This is a genomic window from Pseudomonas sp. GW456-12-1-14-TSB6 (assembly GCF_059424205.1).
In genome coordinates this window covers 1-13,704 of the sequence record NZ_JBWKZE010000012.1, presented here as the reverse complement: position 1 = coordinate 13,704, position 13,704 = coordinate 1, and the positions used below count along the sequence as shown (strand labels likewise).

General features: G+C 60.8%; 15 protein-coding genes and 1 pseudogene. 15 read left to right on the top strand and 1 reads right to left on the bottom strand.

Annotated elements, in window-relative coordinates; genetic code table 11:
- Position 1: 1 nt before the first annotated feature.
- The 15 genes from fliH to flhB all read left to right on the top strand — a co-directional run bounded on the left by fliH (position 2) and on the right by flhB (position 12,295).
- Positions 2-808: a flagellar assembly protein FliH gene (gene fliH / locus AC07Y2_RS13265; protein WP_039765590.1), complete on the top strand. Its 807-nt coding sequence runs from the start codon at positions 2-4 to the stop codon at positions 806-808.
- Complete coding sequence (fliI, locus tag AC07Y2_RS13260) at positions 798-2,156, top strand: flagellar protein export ATPase FliI (RefSeq protein WP_039765593.1); 1,359 nt, start codon at positions 798-800, stop codon at positions 2,154-2,156. Before fliH ends, fliI begins: the two co-directional genes overlap by 11 nt.
- 6 nt (positions 2,157-2,162) lie before the next feature.
- On the top strand, positions 2,163-2,612 hold the full coding sequence (gene fliJ / locus AC07Y2_RS13255) for a flagellar export protein FliJ (RefSeq protein WP_011333052.1): 450 nt from the start codon (positions 2,163-2,165) through the stop codon (positions 2,610-2,612).
- Between the two features lie 101 nt (positions 2,613-2,713).
- Positions 2,714-3,019 carry an STAS domain-containing protein gene (locus AC07Y2_RS13250; RefSeq protein WP_039765597.1) on the top strand — a complete coding sequence of 102 codons (306 nt, stop codon included), beginning with the start codon at positions 2,714-2,716 and terminating at the stop codon, positions 3,017-3,019.
- 5 nt (positions 3,020-3,024) lie between these two features.
- Entirely contained in the window at positions 3,025-4,728 is a 1,704-nt protein-coding gene (locus tag AC07Y2_RS13245) for an ATP-binding SpoIIE family protein phosphatase (RefSeq protein ID WP_103385716.1), read from the top strand.
- A gap of 30 nt (positions 4,729-4,758) precedes the next feature.
- Complete coding sequence (locus AC07Y2_RS13240; RefSeq protein ID WP_007951942.1) at positions 4,759-5,106, top strand: Hpt domain-containing protein; 348 nt, start codon at positions 4,759-4,761, stop codon at positions 5,104-5,106.
- 105 nt (positions 5,107-5,211) lie between these two features.
- Positions 5,212-6,570 carry a flagellar hook-length control protein FliK gene (locus AC07Y2_RS13235; protein ID WP_103385715.1) on the top strand — a complete coding sequence of 453 codons (1,359 nt, stop codon included), beginning with the start codon at positions 5,212-5,214 and terminating at the stop codon, positions 6,568-6,570.
- A gap of 312 nt (positions 6,571-6,882) precedes the next feature.
- Positions 6,883-7,386, top strand: a complete 504-nt coding sequence (gene fliL / locus AC07Y2_RS13230) for a flagellar basal body-associated protein FliL (RefSeq protein ID WP_007951946.1) — start codon at positions 6,883-6,885, stop codon at positions 7,384-7,386.
- Between the two features lie 9 nt (positions 7,387-7,395).
- A complete protein-coding gene (gene fliM, locus AC07Y2_RS13225) occupies positions 7,396-8,364 on the top strand; it encodes a flagellar motor switch protein FliM (protein ID WP_003222890.1) in 969 nt (322 codons plus the stop codon).
- A 57-nt stretch (positions 8,365-8,421) separates the two neighbouring features.
- A complete protein-coding gene (gene fliN, locus AC07Y2_RS13220; RefSeq protein ID WP_007951948.1) occupies positions 8,422-8,880 on the top strand; it encodes a flagellar motor switch protein FliN in 459 nt (152 codons plus the stop codon).
- A complete protein-coding gene (gene fliO, locus AC07Y2_RS13215) occupies positions 8,881-9,339 on the top strand; it encodes a flagellar biosynthetic protein FliO (protein WP_074687540.1) in 459 nt (152 codons plus the stop codon). It begins immediately after the preceding gene.
- A complete protein-coding gene (fliP, locus tag AC07Y2_RS13210; RefSeq protein ID WP_007951950.1) occupies positions 9,339-10,097 on the top strand; it encodes a flagellar type III secretion system pore protein FliP in 759 nt (252 codons plus the stop codon). Before fliO ends, fliP begins: the two co-directional genes overlap by 1 nt.
- Positions 10,094-10,363, top strand: a complete 270-nt coding sequence (gene fliQ, locus AC07Y2_RS13205; RefSeq protein ID WP_007951951.1) for a flagellar biosynthesis protein FliQ — start codon at positions 10,094-10,096, stop codon at positions 10,361-10,363. The genes fliP and fliQ overlap by 4 nt, the downstream gene beginning before the upstream one ends.
- A 3-nt stretch (positions 10,364-10,366) precedes the next feature.
- Positions 10,367-11,152 (top strand): flagellar biosynthetic protein FliR, encoded by a 786-nt coding sequence (gene fliR / locus AC07Y2_RS13200; protein ID WP_085611525.1) that lies wholly within the window; start codon positions 10,367-10,369, stop codon positions 11,150-11,152.
- A gap of 3 nt (positions 11,153-11,155) precedes the next feature.
- Positions 11,156-12,295 (top strand): flagellar biosynthesis protein FlhB, encoded by a 1,140-nt coding sequence (flhB, locus tag AC07Y2_RS13195; protein WP_039765610.1) that lies wholly within the window; start codon positions 11,156-11,158, stop codon positions 12,293-12,295.
- Positions 12,296-12,486: 191 nt separating this feature from the next.
- Here flhB and AC07Y2_RS13190 read toward each other — a convergent pair.
- Positions 12,487-13,704, bottom strand: a pseudogene (locus tag AC07Y2_RS13190) (hypothetical protein); the annotation flags it as partial.

The window sequence follows — 13,704 nt, the reverse complement described above, 5'->3', positions numbered from 1 at the left end:
CATGGACAAGCATGACGACGATGTGACGGACCTGATCCGTGCCCGGGACGTCCGCGGTTTCGATACCTGGGCCTTGCCCAGCTTCGATCCGCCGGCGCCTGAGCCCGAGCCGGAACCGGAGCCCGAACCGCCGGAAATGGAAGAAGTGCCGCTGGAGGAAGTCCAGCCACTGACCCTCGAAGAGCTCGAAAGCATCCGTCAGGAGGCCTACAACGAGGGCTTCGCCATCGGCGAAAAGGAAGGCTTTCACAGCGCCACCCTCAAGGTGCGTCAGGAAGCCGAAGTGGTCCTGACGGCCAAGGTCGACAGCCTTGAGCAACTGATGGCGCATCTGTTCGAGCCTATTGCCGAGCAAGACACCCAGATCGAAAAATCGCTGGTCGACCTCGTGCAGCACATCGCCAAACAGGTGATTCAGCGCGAACTGGCCATCGACTCGACGCAGATCGAACACGTCATGCGCGACGCGCTCAAGCTGTTGCCGCTGGGCGTGGGCAATGTGCGGCTGTACGTCAATCCGCAGGATTTCGAGCAGGTCAAAGCCCTGCGCGAACGTCATGAGGAAACCTGGCGCATCGTCGAGGACGAAACCCTGCTGCCGGGCGGTTGCCGGGTCGAGACCGACCACAGCCGGATCGACGCCAGTATCGAAACCCGCGTCAGCCAGGTCATGTCCAAGCTGTTCGACCAGTTGCATGAGCAGGCCCTGCACCCGGCCGCGCCGGACCTGAGCCTGGACTTGCCGGAAACGCCGAAACCGGCACCGGTCGCAGAAGAGCCGCTCGCGGACGCCCCCGATGCGCCTTGAACGCACCAGTTTCGCCAAGCGCCTGAGCACCTACGCCGAGGCCACCGAAATCGCCGGTGCGCCGATTCTCGAAGGTCGCCTGCTGCGCATGGTCGGCCTGACGCTCGAAGCCGAAGGCCTGCGCGCCGCCATGGGCACCCGCTGCATGGTGATCAACGACGACACCTATCACCCGTCCCAGGTTGAGGCCGAAGTCATGGGCTTCTCCGGCAGCAAGGTGTTCCTGATGCCGGTCGGCAGCGTGGCCGGCATTGCCCCGGGCGCCCGCGTGGTGCCGCTGGCCGACACCGGTCGCTTGCCTATGGGCATGAGCATGCTCGGTCGCGTGCTGGACGGCGCCGGACGGGCGCTGGACGGCAAGGGCGGCATGAAGGCCGAAGACTGGGTGCCGATGGACGGCCCGACGATCAACCCGCTCAACCGAGACCCGATCAGCGAACCGCTGGACGTCGGCATCCGTAGCATCAACGGATTGTTGACGGTCGGTCGCGGTCAGCGTCTGGGTCTGTTCGCCGGTACCGGTGTCGGTAAATCCGTGCTGCTGGGCATGATGACCCGCTTTACCGAGGCCGACATTATCGTCGTCGGCCTGATCGGTGAGCGGGGTCGAGAAGTTAAAGAGTTCATCGAGCACATCCTCGGTGAAGAAGGCCTCAAGCGCTCCGTGGTGGTGGCGTCGCCGGCGGACGATGCGCCGCTGATGCGTTTGCGCGCGGCGATGTACTGCACGCGGATCGCCGAATATTTCCGCGATAAGGGCAAGAACGTCCTGTTGCTGATGGATTCCCTGACCCGTTTCGCCCAGGCCCAGCGGGAAATCGCCCTGGCCATCGGTGAGCCGCCGGCGACCAAGGGTTATCCGCCGTCGGTATTCGCCAAACTGCCGAAACTGGTGGAACGCGCCGGTAACGCGGAGAAGGGCGGTGGTTCGATCACAGCGTTCTATACCGTGCTGTCCGAGGGCGATGACCAGCAGGACCCGATTGCCGACTCCGCGCGGGGGGTACTCGACGGGCACATCGTGCTGTCCCGGCGGCTGGCCGAGGAAGGGCATTACCCGGCCATCGATATCGAAGCCTCGATCAGCCGGGTGATGCCCGCAGTCGTGGCGCCGGAACACATGCAGCGCGCGCAATACTTCAAGCAGCTGTGGTCGCGCTATCAACAGAGCCGCGACCTGATCAGCGTCGGCGCCTATGTCGCTGGCGGTGACCGCGAGACGGACCTCGCCATCAATCTGCAACCGCAACTGGTCAGATACCTGCGTCAGGGGCTCAACGACAAAATCAGCCTGGGTGAAAGCGAGGCGTACCTCGAAACGATTTTCGCCCCGGCGGCCGGCGGGTAACCGGTCATGGCTCTGAGTCGAGCCGCGCGTCTGGCGCCGGTGGTGGACATGGCCGAGAAGGCCGAGAAAACCGCCGTGCAACGCCTGGGCTACTTTCAGGGGCAGGTGAAAGTCGCCGAGAGCAAACTCGCCGACCTCAACGCCTTTCGTCTGGATTATTCGCAGCAGTGGATCGTGCGCGGCAGCACCGGCGTGACCGGCCAATGGCTGCTGGGTTTTCAGGGCTTCCTGGCGCAACTCGACACCGCCGTCGATCAGCAGCGCCAGAGCCTGCAATGGCACCAGAACAACCTGGACAAGGCCCGTGACGCCTGGCAACAGGCATTCGCCCGGGTCGAGGGCCTGCGCAAACTTGTACAACGTTATCGTGATGAGGCGCAGCGCGCCGAAGACAAGCGCGAACAGAAGCTGCTGGACGAGTTGTCCCAGCGTTTGCCGCGTCATGAGGCGTTTTGACGAGCCGATCTCTGACAGATCCCGACGCTATCGCGCCTTGCCCATGACCCCTCCAAGTGCTACACCTTGTACAGGTTCGTCAATGACAAGGAAGCCAGTACATGTCAGTCGTTACAGAAGTGTCTGCGGATGGGCAAAAGTTGACGATTTCCGTCAAGGGCCGATTCGACTTCGGTCGCCATCAGGAATTTCGCGAGTCCTACGAGCGGCTCACTAAAAAGCCTGACTCCATTGTGGTGGATCTCAAGGATGCCACCTATCTCGACAGTTCGGCCCTGGGCATGTTGCTTCTCTTACGTGATCACGCCGGCGGTGACGACTCGGATGTGCGGGTGGTCAACAGCAATTCGGATGTGCGCAAGATCCTCGCCATCTCCAACTTCGACAAATTGTTCGACATCAGTTGACGGCCATGCAGCCGCTAGAGCCGCTGACGATCCTGATCGCCGAAGACAGCGCCGCCGACCGGCTGTTGTTGTCGACCATCGTCCGTCGTCAGGGGCATGAAGTGCTGACGGCCACTCACGGTGCGGAGGCGGTTGAAGCCTTTATCCGGCAAAAACCGCATCTGGTATTGATGGACGCCATGATGCCGGTGATGGACGGGTTCGAAGCTGCACGCCAGATCAAGAAGCTGGCGGGTGAAAGCCTGGTGCCGATCATCTTCCTCACTTCGCTGACGGAAAGTGAAGCGCTGGCCCGTTGTCTTGAGGCCGGCGGTGACGACTTTCTGGCGAAGCCGTACAACCAGGTGATCCTCGCCGCCAAAATCAAGGCGATGGATCGCTTGCGACGTTTGCAGGCCACGGTTCTTCAACAGCGCGACCTGATCGCAAAACACCACGATTATCTGCTCAACGAGCAGCGGGTCGCCAAGGCCGTGTTCGACAAAGTCGCGCATTCCGGTTGCCTGAGTGCACCGAACATCCGTTACCTGCAATCACCCTATGCGCTGTTCAACGGCGATCTGCTGTTGGCCGCGTACACCCCGGCCGGCGACATGCATGTGTTGCTCGGTGATTTCACCGGTCACGGTTTGCCGGCGGCGGTCGGCGCCATGCCGCTTGCCGAGGTGTTCTATGGCATGACGGCCAAGGGTTACGGCCTGGCCGAGACCCTGCGGGAAATGAACGCCAAGCTCAAGCGCATCCTGCCGGTGGACATGTTCTGCTGCGCGACGCTGTTGTGCCTGAGTTTTCAGCGGCGCTCGGTGGAGGTCTGGAACGGCGGCATGCCCGACGGCTATCTGCATTGTCTCGCCACCGGGGAGCGCACGCCGCTGGCGGCACGCCACCTGCCGCTGGGGGTGCTCAGCCCGCAGACTTTCGATGACCGCACCGAGGTTCACCCGATGGCGGTGGGTGATCGGGTGTTCTTGCTCTCGGACGGGGTCATCGACACCTGCGATGCCAACGATCAGTTGTTTGGTGTCGAGCGCCTGCACCAGGTGTTCGCTGCCAATCGCCAGCCGGATCGGCTGTTCGAGGACATCGAGCAGGCGTTGCAGGACTTTCGCGGTGAGGCCCGGGACGATGTGAGCATGGTCGAAGTCAGCCTGCTGGAGGCCGAGCAGATCAATCCATCGGCGCCGGTGTATTCCGACAGCGGCCAGTCCTGTCCGCTGGACTGGTCAGTGAGCTTCGAATTTCGCGGTGCCACGCTCAAGCGCTTCAATCCGTTGCCTTACCTGTTGCAGTTGCTGCTGGAAGTGCATGGATTGCGGGCGCAGAGTGGCGCGTTGTACAGCGTGCTGGCCGAGCTTTATTCCAATGCGCTGGAGCATGGTGTACTGGGCCTGGACTCGAGCCTCAAGCGCGATGCTTCGGGTTTCGCCCATTATTACGAGCAGCGCAATGCGCGCCTCGAGGCCCTGCAGGACGGTTACGTGCGGGTGCATTTGCAGGTGCGGCCGGAAGGCGAGGGTGGTTGTCTAGTGGTGCGAGTCGAAGACAGCGGCCAGGGATTCGATGTCGCGCGCGTGATGGAGCGGCCGCTCGACGATGTCCGTCTGTCGGGGCGCGGTGTCAGTCTGATCCGGCAATTGGCCCGAAATGCCAGCTGGTCAGACGATGGTCGCAGTGCCCGCGTGGAGTTTTTCTGGGAGGCTCTGGCATAATCCGCGCATTCTTGATCAAGGAGTGAACAAGTGGCTGATACACATGTGGACCACGAAGCGCTGAGCGCGCTGCGGGAAGTGATGGAAGACAGCTATCCGGAACTGCTGGATACCTTCCTCGCCGATTCCGAAAATCGCCTGCGGGAGTTGCAGCAGACTGCCGATGCTGACGCATTGTCTTCCGTTGCGCACAGCTTCAAGGGCAGCAGCAGCAACATGGGCGCGACCCGTCTTGCCGTTCTGTGTCAGGAGTTGGAACAGCATGCCAAAGACAAAAGCCCTTCTGAAATCATCAAACTGGTTGCCGACATCCATAGCGAATTCGCCGATGTGCGGCCCGTTTATGTCGCCGAGCGACAGCGCTCGCTGACGCACTGATTCTGCCGTCGGGCGGTTTTGCAGGTTTCCTGGCGAAACTGGCCCGGCACTTGCAGTCATCTATCCCAACTGTACCTACGATCCCAGTGCAGCGGAGACCGTGCCATGCCTGCAAGCCCCAACATTCTTCTTCAGACCGCCGCCCAGGCCAAGGCGCAAGCTGCCTCGGCCAAATCATCGGCAGTGGCCGCAGAGCCCGGGGACAAGGCCTCCAGCTTCGCTCAGGTGTTCGCCGACCAGGGCGCGAACAAGCCCTCGGTGACCGTCGACAATTCGCTCAAACCTGCCCGTGACAAGGTTGCCGACAACAGCGGCAAGAAAGACCTCGGCAAGGATCAGTCTGCCGCCCCGACGCCGACGGTTGCCGATAGCGGCAAAGCCTTGCCCGCCGACAAACCGGCGACGGCGGCAACGGACGACAGCACTACCGATGACGAAGCGGTTGAAACGCTGCCCACCCCGGTCGCTGATGCTGCTCCGGTGGACCCGGCGCTAATGGCGGCGGTAGAACCGGTCGTCACGGCGCCGGTAGTCGCCACTCCAGTCGTCGATACCGCCGCGAAGCCTGAAACCGACAAGCCAGTCGTGGCGGCATTGCCGGGTATGGTCAAGGATCCGGCGCCGGCCGCTGACCCGGCTTTCGACCCCGAAGCGGATCCGCTGGATTCGCTGCCCGCCGTGCGCATGGCCATGGAGCAGAGTGGTCACATTTCCGCTTCCAGCCAGTCCCAGCCCAAGGCTACTCCTGCCCAGGGTCAGGCCGACGGCGAATTGACCTCGGCGCAGAGCTTCGCTGCCGGTATGGCCAGCATGCTGGATGTGCAGGCTGACAAGGACAGCACCAGTCAGGGCGGCGAGAAGGCGTTCAGCGGTCTGATCGATGACGGCCTGAAAGACCTGAAGACTGCCACCAGCGACACCCGCGTGGATGATTTCGCCAACCGTCTGGCGGCGCTGACTCAGGCAGCCACACCGAAAACCGCCAACGCGGTGCCGGTGAACCAACCGATTGCCATGCACCAGAACGGCTGGACCGAAGAAGTGGTCAACCGGGTCATGTACCTGTCGAGCAACAACCTGAAGGCCGCCGACATCCAATTGCAGCCTGCGGAGCTTGGGCGTCTGGATATCCGGGTGAACATGGTGCCGGACCAGCAGACCCAAGTGACCTTCATGAGCGCGCATCCGAGCGTGCGTGAAGCCCTCGACGGTCAGATGCACCGCCTGCGCGACATGTTCAACCAGCAAGGCATGGGGCAGGTCGACGTCAACGTGTCCGACCAGAATCGTGGTTGGCAGGGCCAGGGCCAGGAACAGGCGCAGCAGGGGCAGAGTCGTCGCACCAGCGCTGCCGGCGGTCGCCTGGATTCGGCTGAAGAAGAGTTGACCCCGACGGCCGTGGCTGAAGCGGCAGCTACTGCCACTCACGTGATCGGCTCCAGCGCCGTCGACTACTACGCCTGATCAAATCAAAAGCCCCTCACCCTAGCCCTCCCGAAACGTCGGACCGCCCGGAGGGAGAGGGAACTGATTGGGGGATGCTTGAGATGCTCGCTAACCTTATTGTTTGGGCTGAATCCAAGTCGACTCGGTGCCTCAGGTCGATATATCACAACAAGACAACTCGATCGGCTCCCTCTCCCTCCGGGAGAGGGCTGGGGTGAGGGTTGCTTTTGACTTCAGCGTTGTCTCCGCTACTACCTACACTTCTGGCATAACACTTGCTCTTGCCTTGCCGTGCGACTGTGAAAACCCGATTAGTGACGGATTATTGGCATGGCGAAGAGCGAAGCTGCAGCAGTAAAAGACCCCGCAACCAAAGGCAAACTCAAGATGATCATTGCGATCGTGCTCGGGTTGCTGCTGGCCATCGGCGCATCTGTGGGGGCGACCTGGTTCTTCATGCACAGTGCCCAGAGCAAGCCCGAGGCGGCGGCCGAAGCGGCCCCGGTCGGCAAGCAGCCGGCGATTTTCGAGCCGATGGCGCCGGCCTTCGTGGCCAACTACAACCAGAACGGCCGTCAGCGCTACATGCAGGTGAGCATCACCATGCTGGCGCGCAATCAGGCGGATCTGGAAGCGCTCAAAGTGCACATGCCGGTGATTCGCAACAACCTGGTGATGCTCTTCTCCGGTCAGGATTTCGCCACGCTGGCGACCCCGGTCGGTCAGGAGATGCTGCGCCAGAAGGCCACAGCCAGCGTCCAGGAAGTGGCGCAGAAAGAGCTGGGCAAAGTGGTGATCGAACAGTTGCTTTTCACTAATTTCGTACTGCAGTAGGAACACGACATGGCCGTGCAGGATCTGCTGTCCCAGGATGAAATCGACGCGCTGTTGCATGGTGTCGACGATGGTCTGGTACAGACCGATAACGCTGCCGAACCCGGCAGTGTCAAAAGCTACGACCTGACCAGCCAGGATCGCATCGTCCGTGGACGCATGCCGACTCTGGAAATGATCAACGAGCGTTTTGCCCGCTACACCCGCATCAGCATGTTCAACATGCTGCGCCGCTCGGCGGACGTTGCCGTCGGTGGCGTACAGGTGATGAAGTTCGGCGAATACGTGCACTCGCTGTACGTGCCGACCAGCCTCAACCTGGTCAAGATCAAACCCCTGCGCGGCACCGCGCTGTTCATCCTCGACGCCAAACTGGTGTTCAAACTGGTGGACAACTTCTTCGGCGGCGACGGCCGTCACGCCAAGATCGAAGGGCGTGAATTCACCCCGACCGAACTGCGCGTGGTGCGCATGGTGCTGGAGCAGGCGTTCGTCGATTTGAAGGAAGCCTGGCAGGCGATCATGGAAGTCAACTTCGAGTACATCAACTCGGAAGTGAACCCGGCGATGGCCAACATCGTCGGCCCGAGCGAAGCGATTGTGGTCTCCACGTTCCACATCGAACTCGACGGCGGTGGCGGCGATCTGCACGTGACCATGCCGTACTCGATGATCGAGCCGGTGCGCGAAATGCTCGACGCCGGTTTCCAGTCGGACCTCGACGACCAGGACGAACGCTGGGTCAATGCCCTGCGCCAGGACGTGCTCGACGTCGACGTGCCGATCGGTGCCACCGTGGCCCGCCGCCAGTTGAAGCTGCGCGACATCCTGCACATGCAGCCGGGTGACGTGATTCCGGTCGAGATGCCGGAAGACATGATCATGCGCGCCAACGGTGTGCCGGCCTTCAAGGTCAAGATGGGCTCGCACAAAGGCAACCTCGCGTTGCAGGTTATCGAGCCGATCGAGCGCCGCTGAAGCGGCGCCCTCACTCCCTGATTCTTTTACCGGTTTTTTGCCCGCCGAGGACAAATGATGAACGACGATATGAACACCCAGGACGATCAGGCACTGGCCGATGAATGGGCTGCCGCCCTGGAAGAAACCGGTGAAGCCGGGCAGGCCGACATCGACGCGCTGCTGGCCGCCGATGCAGGTGCTTCGAGCTCCAACCGTCTGCCGATGGAAGAGTTCGGCAGCGTGCCGAAGAACAACGATCCAGTGACCCTCGACGGTCCGAACCTGGACGTGATTCTCGACATCCCGGTGTCGATCTCGATGGAAGTGGGCAGCACCGACATCAACATCCGCAACCTGCTGCAACTCAACCAGGGTTCGGTGATCGAGCTCGATCGTCTGGCCGGCGAGCCGCTGGACGTGTTGGTCAACGGCACCCTGATCGCTCACGGTGAAGTGGTGGTGGTCAACGAAAAGTTCGGCATCCGTCTGACCGACGTGATCAGCCCGAGCGAACGCATCAAGAAGCTGCGCTGAGTGAAAAAGCTTCTGGGGGCTTTGTTCGGCCTGGCACTGGCGTTGCCGTTCAGCGTGCTGGCGGCCGAGCCGGTGGCGACCACGGCAGCGGCGGCTGCACCGGCCGTCAACAGCGGCGTGGCGGGTCAGCTGACGCAACTGGTGCTGGGTCTGTTGCTGGTGCTGGGGTTGATTTTCTTCCTCGCCTGGCTGTTGCGCCGGGTGCAGCAGGCAGGTCCCGCCGGCAAGGGCCAGGTGATCGAGTTGATCGGTTCCCGCGCGCTCGGGCCGCGTGACCGTCTGATGCTGGTGCAGGTCGGCAACGAGCAGATCCTGCTCGGCCTCAGCCCCGGAACCATCACTGCGCTGCACGTGCTCAAAGAGCCGGTCGAGGTGCCGAGCACCGCCGACAAAGCGACTCCGGAATTTGCCCAGCATCTGTTGAAGATCCTCGGCAAGGATCAGAAGGATAAGAAGTAATGGGTGCGTTGCGCATCGTCTTGACCCTGGCCTTGATGTTGGCCGCGCCGCTGGCATTCGCCGCCGATCCGTTGTCGATCCCGGCGATCACCCTGGGCACCAACGCCGAGGGCGCGCAGGAGTACTCGGTCAGCCTGCAGATCCTGCTGATCATGACGGCGCTGAGCTTCATTCCGGCGGCCGTCATCCTGATGACCAGTTTCACCCGGATCATCATCGTCTTCTCGATCCTGCGTCAGGCCCTCGGCCTGCAGCAGACGCCGTCGAACCAGATCCTCACCGGCATGGCGCTGTTCCTGACGCTGTTCATCATGGCGCCGGTGTTCGATCGCGTGAACAACGATGCCTTGCAGCCGTACCTTGCGGAAAAGCTGACGGCCCAGCAGGCAGTGGAAAAGGCCCAGGTGCCGATCAAGGACTTCATGCTCGCCCAGACCCGCTCCAGCGACCTGGAGCTGTTCATGCGCCTGTCCAAGCGCACCGACATCGCGACGCCGGATCAGGCGCCGCTGACGATTCTGGTGCCGGCATTCGTGACGTCTGAACTGAAGACTGCGTTCCAGATCGGCTTCATGATCTTCATCCCGTTCCTGATCATCGACCTGGTGGTCGCGAGCGTGCTGATGGCGATGGGTATGATGATGCTGTCGCCGCTGATCATCTCGCTGCCGTTCAAGATCATGCTGTTCGTGCTGGTGGATGGCTGGGCGCTGATCATCGGCACCTTGGCCAGCAGTTTCGGAGGTGTATCGCCATGACGCCAGAAGTAGCGGTCGACATCTTTCGCGAGGCCCTGTGGCTGACCACCATGATGGTGGCGATCCTGGTGGTCCCGAGTCTGCTGGTGGGCCTGCTGGTGTCGATGTTCCAGGCCGCCACCCAGATCAACGAACAGACCCTGAGCTTCCTGCCGCGTCTGCTGGTGATGCTGGTGACGCTGATCGTCGCCGGCCCGTGGCTGGTGCAGACGTTCATGGAATACATCACCCAGTTGTACAAAAACATTCCGATGGTCATCGGCTAAGCCATGCAATCGCTGCTTCAGCTGACCGATACCCAGATCAGTACCTGGGTGGCGACGTTCATGCTGCCGCTGTTTCGCGTCGCCTCGATGTTGATGGTGATGCCGGTCTTCGGAACCACGCTGGTGCCCCGGCGGATCCGTCTGTACTTCGCCTTCGCGATCACCGTGGTGATCACGCCCAACCTGCCGCCGATGCCGGCGGTCAGCCCTCTGGACCTCAGCGGTCTGCTGTTGATTGCCGAGCAGATTCTGGTCGGTGCGGTGTTGGGCTTCTCTCTGCAATTGTTCTTTCAGGCCTTCGTGGTGGCGGGGCAGATCGTCGCGATCCAGATGGGCATGGGCTTCGCGTCGATGATCGACCCTACCAACGGCGTGTCGGTGGCGGTGATCGGGCAGTTCTTCACGATGCTGGTGACCTTGCTGTTCCTGTCGATGAACGGGCACCTGGTGGTGTTCGAAGTGCTCACGGAAAGCTTCACCACGCTGCCGGTCGGCGGCGGGCTGATGACCACGCATTACTGGGAGCTGGCCGGCAAGCTCGGCTGGGTGCTGGGCGCCGCCTTGTTGCTGGTGCTGCCGGCGGTCACCGCGCTGCTGGTGGTCAACATCGCCTTTGGCGTGATGACCCGGGCCGCACCGCAGCTCAACATTTTCTCCATCGGCTTTCCGCTGACCCTCGTACTCGGCCTGTTCATCGTCTGGGTCGGGCTGGCGGACATTCTCAATCAGTATCAACCGCTGGCCACCGAGGCCTTGCAGTTTTTACGCGAACTGGCAAAGGCGCGCTGAGTCATGGCTGAGAGCGAAAGCGGTCAGGACAAAACAGAAGACCCCACGGAGAAGCGCAAAAAGGACTCCCGGGAAAAGGGTGAGATTGCGCGTTCCAAGGAGCTCAACACCCTGGCGATCATGCTCGCCGGCTCTGCCGCGCTGCTGATTTTTGGCGGGATGCTGGCGCAGGATTTGATGGACCTGATGCGCCAGAACTTCACGCTGTCGCGGGAAGTGATCATGGATGAGCGCTCCATGGCGACGTTTCTGATGAGCTCCGGATTGCAGGCATTGCTGGCGATTCAGCCGATCATGATCACCCTGTTGCTGGCGGCTTTCCTCGGGCCGATCGCGCTGGGCGGCTGGTTGTTCGCCGCCGGTTCGCTGGCACCCAAGTTCAGCCGGATGAACCCGGCGGCGGGCCTCAAGCGGATGTTCTCGATGAAGGCCGTGGTCGAGTTGCTCAAGGCGCTGGCCAAGTTTCTCATCACGCTGGGTGTAGCGCTGGTGGTACTCAATGCGGACATCGACGATCTGCTGCGCATCGCCCACGAGCCGCTGGACCGGGCGATCATTCACAGCTTGCAACTGGTGGGCTGGAGCTCGCTGTGGCTGGCGTGCGGATTGATCATCATCGCCGCCGTCGACGTGCCCGTGCAGATCTGGGAGAGCATCAAGAAGCTCAAGATGACCAAGCAGGAAGTGCGCGACGAACACAAGGATCAAGAGGGGCGGCCGGAGGTCAAGCAGCGCATTCGCCAGCTCCAGCGCGAGATGTCGCAGCGGCGGATGATGGCGGCGATCCCGGATGCCGACGTGGTCATCACCAACCCGACCCACTACGCCGTGGCGCTCAAGTACGACGCCGAGAAGGGCGGGGCACCGATGCTGCTGGCCAAGGGCAGCGACTTCCTGGCGCTGAAGATCCGCGAAATCGCCGTGGCCAACAACGTCATGCTCCTCGAATCGCCAGCGCTGGCGCGTTCGATCTACTACTCCACGGAGCTGGAAGAAGAAATCCCCGGCGGCCTGTACCTGGCAGTCGCCCAGGTGCTGGCCTACGTCTACCAGATCCGCCAGCACCGCGCGGGCAAGGGCAAGTTCCCGGAACCGCTCAAGGACGACCTGCCGATCCCGCCGGATCTACGGCGCGATTCCTGATGCTGATGAAGTAAAAAAACCGCCATCCGGTTGAATCCGGTGGCGGTTTTTTTATGCCCGATGAGCTGTGTTGTTTGTGAGGTCGCTTTCGCGAGCAGGTCGAACCGTCGCTCCCACATCTGGAATGCATTTCTCTGTGGGAGCGAATTTGCTGGTAAATAAATACGTCCCCTTTTTTACGTCCCCTTTTTTTAGTTTATCGTAAGGTCATCTAGATAGAACCAGCGTAGATGGCCGGTCCCGGGGTCTTGCGCTGCATTGATCTGAAAGTGCGAAATATATCGTCCTGCAGGCGCTTTATATTCAAAATCAAGTGGGATTAGGTCGCCACTGGAGCGATAAGGAAGTTGCTTGGTTTCTATTGTGTTACCGCTGGGGTCAAAGAAAATAATAGTGTGCGGTCTGTGAGCTTGACGAACCTCGAGTTTTATTGTGGTCGCAAGGCCCGCCCAACTAAATTTGACTATCGAGCCGGCAGTAACGCGCAGGGTCTGAAGTCTTGGAGGGGATGGGTCCTCAATTGTTTGGTTATGATGAATACCGTGTGCATCTTTTAATACATTTATAGTCAGGCCGCTATAAAGTGTCACAGGTTTATTTTCATAGAATACCTGTTTCGGAGCGCTTTCAAAGTTTTCATATATTGAAACGGTACTTTTTATTATGTAAGAGCGTTGCGGAAAACTCACCGCTTCAGCTTCAGTTGCAGATCCGTCCAGATTGACTGCACAGGCAATCGTCAGCTCACTTCCATCTTTTAGTGTTTTCAACCACTCAACCGGCGCGAGCACCGACAATCCATCCGGTGAATCATTGGGCTCTCCCGACCTGACGTCTTTGTTGACGGGATCCCCATTCTTGTCAAAGCCTGAACAGGACACCCAGATCGGTTGCCTAGCCTCGAACAGCGGCCATTTTGCTGCGAGAATCCGCGCATCTGTTGTGAGTTCTTGAACCTTCAGTTCTGAACTCGTATTGCTGGCGATATTGGGTGTCGGCAAGCGCGGATCATCCTCGGCGATAGGATGGATGGTCAGCGCCAAATCAGTCGACTCGTCTTCGGGTTTTCCTCCTCGAATCAATTCCCAGCGTAACTTGATGGCTGTCCCGCGCCGTGCCACGAGAAACGCTGGGTCAAGTTTGAAGTTGGCGCGCTTGTTCTGGTTGAGTGTCAGTATTGGAAAGGGTTGTGCGCCAGGTAACGGGTTAACTTCCAGCAACCGAGCCTGGTCACCCGGCAATGCTGACAGGTGCTCGACGCGCACGGTGACTCCGTTTTCGTAGGCCAGCACATCAATGGGGTTGGTCGCCGGTGCCACCAGTGTTGGCGGCTTCAGATTGACCGGGGCTGTCCCTGTCACCGTTGCGGTAGCCATGTTGGAAATCCCCACCAAACCAACTGTGGGCCT

Excerpts from the sequence above, each read along its gene's own strand:
- fliH (WP_039765590.1), top strand. The coding sequence starts at position 2 with ATGGACAAGCATGACGACGATGTGACGGACCTGATCCGTGCCCGGGAC.
- fliI (WP_039765593.1), top strand. The coding sequence starts at position 798 with ATGCGCCTTGAACGCACCAGTTTCGCCAAGCGCCTGAGCACCTACGCC.
- fliJ (WP_011333052.1), top strand. The coding sequence starts at position 2,163 with ATGGCTCTGAGTCGAGCCGCGCGTCTGGCGCCGGTGGTGGACATGGCC.
- AC07Y2_RS13250 (WP_039765597.1), top strand. The coding sequence starts at position 2,714 with ATGTCAGTCGTTACAGAAGTGTCTGCGGATGGGCAAAAGTTGACGATT.
- AC07Y2_RS13245 (WP_103385716.1), top strand. The coding sequence starts at position 3,025 with ATGCAGCCGCTAGAGCCGCTGACGATCCTGATCGCCGAAGACAGCGCC.
- AC07Y2_RS13235 (WP_103385715.1), top strand. The coding sequence starts at position 5,212 with ATGCCTGCAAGCCCCAACATTCTTCTTCAGACCGCCGCCCAGGCCAAG.
- fliL (WP_007951946.1), top strand. The coding sequence starts at position 6,883 with ATGGCGAAGAGCGAAGCTGCAGCAGTAAAAGACCCCGCAACCAAAGGC.
- fliM (WP_003222890.1), top strand. The coding sequence starts at position 7,396 with ATGGCCGTGCAGGATCTGCTGTCCCAGGATGAAATCGACGCGCTGTTG.
- fliN (WP_007951948.1), top strand. The coding sequence starts at position 8,422 with ATGAACGACGATATGAACACCCAGGACGATCAGGCACTGGCCGATGAA.
- fliP (WP_007951950.1), top strand. The coding sequence starts at position 9,339 with ATGGGTGCGTTGCGCATCGTCTTGACCCTGGCCTTGATGTTGGCCGCG.
- fliQ (WP_007951951.1), top strand. The coding sequence starts at position 10,094 with ATGACGCCAGAAGTAGCGGTCGACATCTTTCGCGAGGCCCTGTGGCTG.
- fliR (WP_085611525.1), top strand. The coding sequence starts at position 10,367 with ATGCAATCGCTGCTTCAGCTGACCGATACCCAGATCAGTACCTGGGTG.
- flhB (WP_039765610.1), top strand. The coding sequence starts at position 11,156 with ATGGCTGAGAGCGAAAGCGGTCAGGACAAAACAGAAGACCCCACGGAG.